This window comes from Vulcanococcus sp. CPBay_Sum15L08_68, assembly GCF_017855895.1.
Taxonomy (GTDB): domain Bacteria; phylum Cyanobacteriota; class Cyanobacteriia; order PCC-6307; family Cyanobiaceae; genus Vulcanococcus.
Genome location: NZ_JAFMFX010000062.1, coordinates 1 through 10,575, shown reverse-complemented (window position 1 = coordinate 10,575; position 10,575 = coordinate 1). Strand labels below are relative to the sequence as shown.

Genomic DNA, 10,575 nt, shown 5'->3' with positions numbered 1-10,575 from the left:
TGGAGAAGCAGCTCAAGGCCGACGGCAAGCGCAAGGAAGACCTCGGCCGCGAGGCCTTCCTGGAGAAGGCCTGGGAATGGAAGGCCCAGAGCGGCGGCACGATCGTCGGCCAGCTGCGCCGCCTCGGCTACTCGGTGGACTGGCGCCGGGAGCGCTTCACCCTCGACGCCGGCTGCAGCGAAGCGGTGATCGAGGCCTTCAACCGCCTGCATGAGCAGGGGCTGATCTACCGGGGCGAGTACCTGGTCAATTGGTGCCCCGCCTCCGGTTCAGCCGTGAGCGACCTGGAGGTGGAGATGAAGGAGGTGGATGGTCACCTCTGGCACTTCCGCTATCCCCTGAGCAGCGGCCAGGGCTTCCTGGAGGTGGCGACGACCCGCCCGGAGACCCTCCTGGGTGACACCGGCGTGGCGGTGAATCCCAAGGACCCCCGCTATGCAGAGCTGGTGGGTCAGACCCTGACCCTGCCGCTGGTGGGCCGGGAGATTCCGATCGTGGCCGATGACCACGTCGATGCCGAGTTCGGCACGGGTTGCGTGAAGGTCACCCCCGCCCACGACCCCAACGACTTCGCCATCGGCCAGCGCCACAACCTGCCGCTGATCACGGTGATGGCCAAGGACGGCTCGATGAATGAGGCCGCCGGTCGCTTCCAGGGGCTGGATCGCTTTGAAGCCCGCAAGGCCGTGGTTGCGGCGATGGAGGCCGAAGGCTTCCTGGTGAAGGTGGAGGACTACCGCCACAGCGTTCCCTTCTCCGATCGCGGCAAGGTGCCCGTCGAGCCCCTGCTCTCCACCCAGTGGTTCGTCAAAACCGAGCCCTTGGCGGCCCGCTGCCGCGAGGCCCTCGAGAACGCCGATCCCCGCTTTGTTCCGGAGCGCTGGAGCAAGGTCTACCGCGATTGGCTCACGGACATTCGCGATTGGTGCATCTCCCGCCAGCTCTGGTGGGGTCACCGCATTCCCGCCTGGTTTGTGGTCAGCGAGACCGGCGGTGTGATCACCGATTCCACCCCCTATGTGGTGGCCCGGGATGAGGCCGAAGCCCAGAGCAAGGCGGATGCCCAGTTCGGGGCGGGTGCTGTTCTTGAGCAGGATCCGGATGCCCTCGACACCTGGTTCTCCAGTGGTCTCTGGCCCTTCTCCACCATGGGTTGGCCCAATGCCGAGGCGGCTGACCTGCAGCGCTGGTACCCCACCAGCGTGCTGGTGACGGGCTTCGACATCATCTTTTTCTGGGTGGCCCGGATGACGATGATGGCCGGCGCCTTCACCGGCCAGATGCCCTTCCAGGACGTCTACATCCACGGTCTGGTGCGGGATGAGAACAACCGCAAGATGAGCAAGTCGGCGGGGAATGGCATTGACCCGCTGCTGCTGATCGAGCGCTACGGCGCCGATGCCCTGCGCTTTGCCCTGGTGCGTGAGGTGGCCGGTGCTGGCCAGGACATCCGCCTGGACTACGACCGCAAGTCGGACACCTCCGCCACGGTGGAGGCCTCACGCAACTTCGCCAACAAGCTCTGGAACGCCACCCGCTTTGCCCTGATGAACCTGGGTGGGGAGACCCCCTCCAGCCTGGGTGAACCGGATCCCGCGGCCCTGCAGCTGGCGGACCGTTGGATCCTCTCGCGCCTGGCCCGGGTGAACCGCGACAGCGCCGAGCGCTACGGCAGCTATGGCCTCGGCGAGGCGGCCAAGGGGCTCTATGAGTTCGCCTGGAATGAGGTTTGCGACTGGTATGTCGAGCTGATCAAGCGCCGCCTGAACCCGGGCGAGAACCCCAGTGCCGAAGCCCTGGCCGACCAGCGCACGGCCCGCCAGGTGCTGGCCAAGGCACTGAATGAATTGCTGGTGATGCTGCATCCCCTGATGCCCCACCTCAGCGAGGAGCTCTGGCATGGCCTGAACGGCGAGCCCGAAGAGACGTTCCTGGCCCTGCAGCCCTGGCCGGCCCTCGACGTTTCGGCCCTGGATGACGAGCTGGAGTCGTCGTTTGCCGAGTTGATTGAGGCGATTCGGGTGGTCCGCAACCTGCGCGCTGTCGCCGGCCTCAAGCCCAGCCAGGGCGTGCCGGTGCGCTTCGTCACCGGTCGCTCTGAACTGGCCTCGGTGCTGACTGCCGCCACCGCCGACATCACTGCGCTGACCCGCGCGGAGCAGGTGGAGGTGCTGGACCCGGCCGCCGCCGATGCCAACCCTGCCGCGAAGGCCCTGGCCGGTGTGAGCGGTGAGCTTCAGGTCTTGCTGCCGATCGACGGACTGGTGGATCTCGAGGCGCTGCGGGGCCGGCTGGAGAAGGACATCGCCAAGGCCGAGAAGGAGATCAAGGGGCTCTCGGGTCGCCTCTCGAACCCCAACTTCGCCTCCAAAGCCCCCCCTGAGGTGGTGGCCGAGTGCCAGGCCAACCTGGCGGAAGCCCAGGCCCAGGCCGATTTGGCCCGCAAGCGTCTGGCCGACCTCGGTTGATGGATTGGCAGAGCTGGCTTCCGGTTCTGCAGTCCCCCGCGGGGGCGCTGCTGTTCATCCCCCTCTATGGGATTTGGGTGACGCTGTTGCTGCCGGGGGTCTGGGCCTCGATGCTGGCTGGAGCCTTGTACGGCACCTGGTGGGGCAGCCTGATCGTCTTCGTGGGGGCCTGCCTCGGGGCTGAAGCGGCCTTTCTGCTGGGACGGACCTGGCTGCGGGACTGGGCGATGCGCCGGCTGGAGGCCTTCCCCAAGCTGCAGGCGGTGGAGCAGGCGGTGAGCCGCGAGGGCCTGAAGCTGGTGCTGCTGACCCGCCTCTCGCCGGCGTTTCCCTTCTCATTGCTCAACCTGGCCTATGGCTTGAGCGAGGTGAGCCTGCGCGACTACACGATTGGCCTGATTGGGATCATCCCCGGCACGATCCTGTTCTGCGGTCTGGGGGCCCTCGCCGGTGATGTGGCCCGCTTCGGCGAGGTGCTGAGCGGCGAGGCGGATCCCTTCACCTGGGCCCTGCGGGTGGTGGGCATCGCCGCGACGGTGGCCTCGGTTTGGCTTGTGGGCCGGGCCGCCCAGCGGGCCTTAAAAGCAGCTCAGCCTTCCGACTGATCCGGCAGCGGCCAGTCGCGCAGCGCCGCGATCAGCACGAACCAGGCCAGGCGCAGCTTGGCGAGGGGGCCGGGGCGCGCGGCGAGATCGGCGAACTTGGCGCGGCCGCATTCGGTCTTGATCCAGCGGTAGACGGCGGGTTGGCTCATGGGGCAAGCAGGGCTTGGAGGCTGGCTTCATCCAGCACCGGAATCCCGAGACTCTCGGCTTTGCTCAGCTTGCTGCCGGCTTCCTCGCCCGCCACGACATAGCTGGTTTTTTTGCTGACCGAGCCGGTCACCTTGCCGCCCGCGGCCTCGATCAGGGCCTGGGCCTGACTGCGGCTCAGGCTCGGCAGGGTGCCGGTGAGCACGAAGGTCTGGCCGGTCAATGGCGCAGGACCGCTCGGCTCGGGTTGTTCCTCGTCGCCGCTGGCCAGGCTGAAGCCCAGGCGCTCGAGGCTGGTCAGCAGCTCCTGGTTGGCACCGGTGGAGAACCACTGCTGCAGGCTCTGGGCGATCTCAGCGCCGATGCCATAGACGGCGGTGATCGCCTCGGGGGTCTCGGTGGCGGCGGTGGCCAGGTCCGCTGCACTGGGGAAGGCCTTGGCCAGGGCTTTGGCGTTGACCTCGCCCACATGGTGGATGCCGAGGCCGTAGAGCTGGCGGTGCCAGGGCTGTTGTTTGGACTCCGCCAAGGCGGCCACAAGGTTCTCGGCGCTCTTGCTGCCCATGCGCTCCAGGCTGCAGAGCAGGGCGCCATCCAACCGGTAGAGGCCTGCGATGGAGCCCACCAGGCCCCGGTCCACCAACTGCTCAATCAACTTGCTGCCTAGGCCATCGACATCGAGGGCGCCTTTGCTGACCCAATGGCGCAGGGCGCCGCGCAGGATCGCCGGGCAGCTGCTGTTGACGCAGCGGGTGGCGGCTTCCCCTTCTTCGCGGACGAGCTCGGAGCCGCACTCCGGGCAGGTGTGGGGTAGCTCCAGCCGCTCAGCGGCAGCCGGGCGCAGCTCCGGCAGGACCCGCACGACCTCGGGAATGATTTCGCCGGCCTTGCGAACGACGATCGTGTCCCCGGCGTGGAGATCGAGCTCCAGCAGTCGATCGGCGTTGTGCAGGGTGGCGCGGCTGACGCTCGTGCCCGCCAGGGGTACGGGTTCAAACTCCGCCACTGGGGTGATGACTCCGGTGCGTCCCACCTGGCAGCTGAGCCGCAGCAGTTTGCTGGGGGCCTCCTCGGCGGGGTACTTCAGGGCGATGGCCCAGCGCGGGGCCTTCTGGGTGAAGCCGGCCGCGTCTTGAAGGCGCAGGTCGTTGAGCTTCACGACGACGCCATCGGTGGCGTAGTTCAGCTGGCGGCGGCCCTCGTCCCAGTGCTCGAAGAAGGCCTCGACCGCTGCTAGATCAGGCAGTAGGGCGGCGTTGGGGTTGACCTTGAAGCCGGCCTGTTTGAGCCAGTCGAGGGACTCCCACTGGCTGGCGGGGCCCCCGCTCCAGTCCGCTGGCAGGTGCAGGGTGTAGGCGAAGAAGTCGAGTTTGCGCGCGGCAACCACCTTGGGGTCCAGCTGCCGCAGGGTGCCGGCGCAGGCGTTGCGGGGGTTGGCGAAGAGGGCCTCGCCGCGGGCCTGACGCTCGCTGTTGATGGCCGCAAAGGTGCCATCGGGGATCAGGGCTTCGCCGCGTACCTCCAGCCAGGCCGGCGGGTTCTCCAGCTGCAACCGCAGCGGAACTGAGGCGATCGTGCGGACGTTGGCGGTGATCTCCTCCCCTTGCTCGCCGTCGCCGCGGGTGGCGGCCCGCACCAACACCCCGTTCTCGTAGCTGAGGGCCAGGGCATTGCCGTCGATCTTCAGCTCACCGACCATCGGCAGGGCGGTGCCGGCCTCGCGGTCCAGCACCTTGAGTAGGCGGCCGTACCAGGCCTCGAGCTCATCGGTGTTGAAGGCGTTGTCGAGGCTGAGCAGGCCGATGCGGTGGCGCACGCTGCTGAAGCCCGCCGCCGGCGCTCCCCCGACGCGCTGGGTTGGGCTATCGGCGCTGATCAGGCTGGCGTCGGCGTTCTCCAGGTCCAGGAGTTCGCGATAGAGCCGGTCGTAGACCGGGTCCTCCATCACGGGGGCATCGAGGACGTAGTACGCGTGCGCGGCTCGGTTGAGCAGGTCACGCAGTTCGCTGGCGCGTGCCTGGGTCCCGCTGGTGGTGCTGCTCACGGCAGGGCGTGATCAGGCAGCGGCCATCTTTTGGATGCGATCGACCTTCCAGTCGTCCTCGACTTTCACGAAGGTGAAGTCCAGGGGCAGCTCGGCGTTGTCTTCGGCCTTGAGCTTCACGGTCAGGGTGATCTGGTCTTCTTGGATCCGGGGACGGCCGGACTTGAGGTTGCGGTACTTGTTCAGCTGCAGGCCGGCCAGGAAGCGAATGAACTGCTGCCGGTTCACGTGGGAGCGGTAGTTCTTGGTGGTCAGCAGGTAGGCGGCGTCGATCCGGCCGGAGGCCACCTGGGTGAAGAACTGCTTGATGACCGGATTGATCCCCCGGGCATTCAGCACCAGCTTCACGGCGCTGATGGTCCAGTAGAGGAGGAGGGCCCCGGCGCCAGCCAACAGGGCTTTGGTGCCGATCTGAGAGATCAGGGCCGTATTGAGGTCCATCGCGCCCGGGACAGTTGTATGCGGCCCACGAGTCTGACTGACGGCCCCGTCAGAATGCGGCGCAGCCGTCCAGCTCCTCCGGCGTGCCCCTTGCACCGCTGCTGCCGCTGTATCACCGCCTGAACCGCGAGCACTTCGACGGTTCCCTGGCCAGCGCCGATGGCACCAGCCTGGTGAGCGTGCGCTGGAGTGACGGGCGGATGCGCCGCAGTGCCGGTCTCTACCGCTACGGGCCCGGCGTCAGTGAGATCGTTCTCTCGCGCCCCTTGCTGGAGCCGCTGCCGCTGGAGGCCTGCCTCAGCACGCTCTGCCACGAAATGATCCACGCCTGGATCCATCGGGTGGTCCGCGCCGATGAGGTCCATGGACCCCAGTTCCGGGCGCGGATGGCGGCGATCAACGGGGCCCAGCAGGAGTTCCAGGTCAGCGTGCGCCATAGCTTTCCGGTGCCGGCGCAACCGGCGAAGTGGCTGGCCCGCTGCCCCGGTTGCGGCCTGCAGTCCCCCTACCGCCGCCGCCGTCAGGGGGTGGCCTGCCGTCAATGCTGCGACCGTTTTGAAGGCGGCCGTTGGAGCGCCCGTTTCCAGCTGGTCTTCGAGCGCTCCGCCGCCTAAGTTCCGCCCATGGCCACGGTTCTTTGGGTTTGGCAACTCAGCGGCGTCTCGATCGCCCTGCTGGGTCTCGGGCGTGAGCGCTGGTTGCGTGCCCGCCGCCTGGGGCGGGGGTAGGCCTCACTAGCCTGATTGGATGCGCGACTCCTACGACGACTGGTCCCCTGAGCGACCGGAGCGCCCGGCCTACCGCCGCGGGGAGCGCGGCCTGGACCAACGGATGGACCAGTGGGTGTCAGCCGGCCGCCAGCTGGTGGACGGTGTCTCCGGCGCTCGTCCAGGTGGTCGCCGTGCCTCCTCGGGCCTTCGCCTGGATCAGGTCGGACGTTGGGTAGAGGACAAGATCGACTGGCTTCTGGAAGATGACGACGGCTGGCGGGAGTCCTGGGAGGAGCCCTCGGCGCCCCAGAGCCGTCGCCAACCCTTAGATGCGATCTCCCGCCGAGGTCGATCTGCTCGCCCCGCAGTGGCCCCCGCGCCCGTGCGCGTTGAGGCTCAGCCGCAACCCAGTGCCCCTGCCTCGTCCCAAGAACCCGTCGACCCCGACGCTTGGCCAGAAGACGAGAGCTTCACGCTGAACCGCTGGAAGCGGGAGGCCAGCCCACGGATCTCAGATCGCAGCGTGGAGGTGGTTGATCCTCAGCCGTTCGATGCGGGTCTGGGTAGGTCGCTGCCCCGCTCAACCCGGCGACGCGTCCGCTGAACCTGGTGCTTGGAGCGCCGGGTGCCGGCTTTCCGTTCCTGCACTTGGAAGGGGCAGCCCTGCTGGCGCAGTTGGGCGTTCACCGGCGCGATCAAATCGCGGGGAACGTCCTCGGCCATTTGCTCGACGCTGGTGCTGATGGAGGCGCAGCCGTCCGACAGCAGTTCCAACAGAGAGGCCCACTGCTCGACAAGGGTCGGCTGGGGAGGGCTGGTGCTGGTGTGGGGCCGTCTGCGAGAGCGGCTCCTGAAGGGAATCACGGTCATGACCATCCGATGCGTTAGGTCAATCATCCCGCCAGCACACCAGCCCGCAACCTGTCAATCCTTTTTTCGTTCAACTCGTAACACTTGTTAGAAAGTGTTATGGAGTTTTGTGTTCGGCAGGGCCCAGCCAGCGCTCCAGCAGTGGTGAGAACACCTCACGGATCACGGTGAGTTCCCGGCCTCCGCGAAAGAAGCGGTAATGGCGGCTCCAGTAGGGGCCTGGGATCCCAAACCCCTCTTCCAGAGATGGTGCCTGGACCCGGGCCAGGCCATCGACCTCGCGGTAGAGCTCGGCGCGGTTGGCGGTGAGGCTGGTCCAGATCGGCTGGTTGCGGGCCTGGAGGTGTTGTTCGGCTTGCTCTTGGTTCCACCAGCTCTCAGCCCAGGCCAGGGTGAGGGGGCCGCAGCGCAGCCAGACCTGCCTGCGCACCAGCGGTGGCTCGAGCTCTTCCACCTCCAGGGGGGCTTCGCTGGCCACCTGCTGATCGGCCCGCATGGCGATCACCTCCACCTGGACGGGTTGTCCCGTTAGGGATTGCAGGTGGCGGGTGGGGCTGCCATCCCCCAGCAGCAGCAGGCGCCAAGGACCGCTGAGTTGGGGGCCGCCGCTGACGGCATCGGCGCAGAGGCCCGCGGCCACGGCCTCAGGCGCGGCTTGCCAGAGGGGCTGGGGCGAGGGCCAGAGCTCAGTGGCTTGATCCGAACTGCTCAGGGGCTTGGCTTTAAAAACCTGCCCCGATGCTGACGCGCCGGCGCACGCCACTGCGTTCGATCACGGCCCCATCGCTCTGAATCGAGACCAGCCGCCAGCCGCTGCTGCCGATCTGCTCTCCGATCAGGGCGTTGCTTGAGCTCTTGCCCTGCTGAAAGATGGCCGATCCCCGTTGGCCGGGGATCTGGACGACACCTACCAGTTCCGGCATGGCTTCTGCTGGGGCCGCTGACTCGCTTGGGAGGGCCGGAAGAGGCGGGAGCTGCGTGATCCAGGCTTCCTCTGGCGGCGGTGGCGGCAAGGCCTCGCTGGTGGCGGGCTCTTCGTTTGGGGTGAGGTTGCGCAGGTCGCTGAGCAGGCGGGCGTTGCGCTCGAGCCGGAGTTGCCGTTGCGCGCTACTCCAGCCCTGATAGAGGCCAAGGCCGGAGCCCAGGGCACAGAGAATCAGGCCGGCCAAGAGCCACTGCTTGGACTGCAGGAGCAGGGCTGGGCGGGTCCTGTTGGCTTCGGTCGACGTTGTCTCGCGAACGTCGACCTCAATGGCGTCGTTGAGCTCGGCCTGCTGCGCGGAGGCCGGTTGAAAGACCCGATCCATCACCTGCTCGGCCTTGAGCTCCCAGTAGGCCTTGGAGGTGTTGATGGAGCGGATCGGGCCCACGCGGCATAGCGCTGTGGGTGAACCCTATCGGCTTTGCGGAGTGCTGACGAGGGTGTTGTTGCGGCGACTGTCTAATTCCAACCAGAGCATCAGAGCCGTCACATCGGCATGGCTGACTCCAGGAATCCGCGAGGCCTGCCCCAGGTTGCTGGGTTCGATGGCGCTGAGTTTCTCGCGGGCCTCCCGCGAGAGCGTGCCGATCTGCTCGTAATCGATTCCCTCGGGGATGCGGCGCTCGGCTTGCTTTTTCAGTTGATCGATTTGCTGCTGTTGCCGGGCCAGGTAGCCGCTGTATTTGATGTCGATCTCGGCCCCCTCACGTACGTCGAGGGGGAGCTCGGCTTCGGCGAGGCCATGGCGCACGAGATCTGCGCTGTGGAACCCCGGACGCCGCAGGAGGTCGGCCAGGGTGATCGATCCTTTGATGGCCGCCTTGGTTTCCTCGGCCACGGCAGCCGCCACAGGGTCGCTGACCTTGAGTCGCACGCTTTCGAGCCGCTGCTTTTCGGCTTCGATGGCCTCCTGTTTGCGCTGGTAGATCTCCCAGCGACGGTCGTCGATTAAACCCAGCTCACGGCCCAGGGGCGTCAGCCGGCGGTCGGCGTTGTCTCCGCGCAGCACCAGCCGGTATTCGCTGCGGCTGGTCAGTACCCGGTAGGGCTCCCGCAGATCTTTGGTGATCAGGTCATCGATCATCGTGCCGATGTAGCTCCCTTCCCTGGGGAAGTGCACCGGCTCCTGCTGGCGCAGTTGACGCACGGCATTCAGGCCCGCCACCAGGCCCTGGGCTGCGGCTTCCTCGTAGCCGGTGGTTCCGTTGAGTTGCCCGGCGCTGAAGAGTCCCTTGACCCGTTTGGTCTCGAGGGAGGGCTTGAGCTGGGTGGCGGGCAGGTAGTCGTAATCCACGGCATAGGCCGGCCGCAGCATCACGCACTGCTCCAGCCCGGGCAGGGTGCGCAGCAGTTCCAACTGCAGCCGCTCCGGCAGTCCCGTGGAGAACCCCTGGACATAGATCTCCGGGGTGTCTCGGCCTTCGGGCTCCAGGAAGATCTGGTGGCTGTCCTTGTCGGCAAAGCGCACGATCTTGTCCTCGATCGAGGGGCAGTAGCGGGGCCCTTTGCTATCGATCACCCCGCCGTAGATCGGCGTCAGGTGCAGGTTGTCTTTGATCAGTTGGTGCGTGGCCGCGGTGGTGCGGGTGATGTGGCAGCTCATCTGCTCACCGCTGACCCAGCTGGTGGGATCAAAGGAGAAGAAGCGATCGGCGGCGTCGCTGGGTTGCTCCTCCAGTTGATCGAGGGCGATGCTGCGGCGATCCACCCGGGCCGGGGTGCCGGTCTTCAGGCGATCGGTCTGGAAGCCCAGCTCCTGCAGGGCCTCGGTCAGGCCCTCGGCCGCCTGTTCACCGGCCCGACCCGCTGACATCGATTGATGGCCGACCCAGATCTGTCCGCCGAGGAAGGTTCCGGCGGTCAGGATCACGGCCCCGGCGCTGTAGGTGCTGCCGAAGTAGGTCCGCACGCCCTGGATCGCGGCGTCCTCGACCACCAGTCCGGTGACCATGGCCTCGCGTAGGGCCAGGTTGGGGGTGTGCTGCAGCAGTTGCAGCATCTGCCGGGAGTACTGGCGCTTGTCGGTTTGGGCGCGCAGGGCCCAGACCGCTGGACCGCGGCTGGCGTTGAGGACCCGTTTCTGCAGCGCGGTGGCGTCGGCCAGCCGCCCGATCACGCCGCCGAGGGCATCCACCTCGTGAACCAGCTGGCTCTTGGCCGGACCGCCCACCGCCGGATTGCAGGGCTGCCAGGCGATCCGGTCGAGATTGAGGGAGAAGAGTGCGGTGCTGCAGCCCAATCGCGCGGCGGTGATCGCCGCTTCACAGCCGGCATGACCGCCGCCCACGACGATCACGTCGAAGTGTTC

The 10,575-nt window shown here is 67.2% G+C and carries 11 protein-coding genes; 4 read left to right on the top strand and 7 right to left on the bottom strand.

The genetic code is table 11. The features are described from left to right. A partial coding sequence (locus QZ189_RS09290) for a valine--tRNA ligase (protein WP_296421609.1) occupies window positions 1-2,468 on the top strand: 2,468 nt, incomplete at its 5' end. Next, on the top strand, window positions 2,468-3,073 hold the full coding sequence (locus tag QZ189_RS09285; RefSeq protein ID WP_247476735.1) for a TVP38/TMEM64 family protein: 606 nt from the start codon (window positions 2,468-2,470) through the stop codon (window positions 3,071-3,073). The genes QZ189_RS09290 and QZ189_RS09285, both read left to right, overlap by 1 nt. Here QZ189_RS09285 and QZ189_RS09280 read toward each other — a convergent pair. From QZ189_RS09280 to QZ189_RS09270, 3 genes are read right to left on the bottom strand one after another with little or no spacing between them, the layout of a single operon-like run. After that, complete coding sequence (locus tag QZ189_RS09280; protein WP_010313630.1) at window positions 3,058-3,222, bottom strand: hypothetical protein; 165 nt, start codon at window positions 3,220-3,222, stop codon at window positions 3,058-3,060. The two genes, QZ189_RS09285 and QZ189_RS09280, sit on opposite strands and share 16 nt — an antisense overlap. Beyond that, window positions 3,219-5,264, bottom strand: coding sequence for an NAD-dependent DNA ligase LigA (gene ligA / locus QZ189_RS09275; protein WP_296421608.1), 2,046 nt, complete (start codon window positions 5,262-5,264; stop codon window positions 3,219-3,221). Before ligA ends, QZ189_RS09280 begins: the two co-directional genes overlap by 4 nt. A 12-nt stretch (window positions 5,265-5,276) precedes the next feature. Further along, window positions 5,277-5,705: a membrane protein gene (locus QZ189_RS09270; protein WP_010313615.1), complete on the bottom strand. Its 429-nt coding sequence runs from the start codon at window positions 5,703-5,705 to the stop codon at window positions 5,277-5,279. Between the two features lie 83 nt (window positions 5,706-5,788). On the opposite strand from QZ189_RS09270, the gene QZ189_RS09265 reads away from it, so the two are divergent. Beyond that, window positions 5,789-6,319, top strand: coding sequence for a SprT family zinc-dependent metalloprotease (locus tag QZ189_RS09265; RefSeq protein ID WP_247476739.1), 531 nt, complete (start codon window positions 5,789-5,791; stop codon window positions 6,317-6,319). Window positions 6,320-6,452: 133 nt separating this feature from the next. After that, window positions 6,453-7,019 carry a hypothetical protein gene (locus QZ189_RS09260; protein ID WP_296416133.1) on the top strand — a complete coding sequence of 189 codons (567 nt, stop codon included), beginning with the start codon at window positions 6,453-6,455 and terminating at the stop codon, window positions 7,017-7,019. Here the strand turns inward: QZ189_RS09260 and QZ189_RS09255 are convergent. The 4 genes from QZ189_RS09255 to mnmG all read right to left on the bottom strand — a co-directional run. After that, a complete protein-coding gene (locus QZ189_RS09255) occupies window positions 6,956-7,312 on the bottom strand; it encodes a hypothetical protein (protein ID WP_296416134.1) in 357 nt (118 codons plus the stop codon). The two genes, QZ189_RS09260 and QZ189_RS09255, sit on opposite strands and share 64 nt — an antisense overlap. 70 nt (window positions 7,313-7,382) lie before the next feature. Then, the gene (locus QZ189_RS09250; RefSeq protein WP_296419665.1) at window positions 7,383-7,997 is read right to left on the bottom strand and encodes a chorismate lyase; all 615 of its coding nucleotides are present in this window, start codon (window positions 7,995-7,997) and stop codon (window positions 7,383-7,385) included. A gap of 10 nt (window positions 7,998-8,007) precedes the next feature. Then, entirely contained in the window at window positions 8,008-8,655 is a 648-nt protein-coding gene (locus tag QZ189_RS09245; protein ID WP_296421607.1) for a hypothetical protein, read from the bottom strand. A 24-nt stretch (window positions 8,656-8,679) separates the two neighbouring features. Beyond that, window positions 8,680-10,575: tRNA uridine-5-carboxymethylaminomethyl(34) synthesis enzyme MnmG (gene mnmG / locus QZ189_RS09240; protein ID WP_296421606.1), on the bottom strand; the 1,896-nt coding region annotated here is incomplete at its 5' end.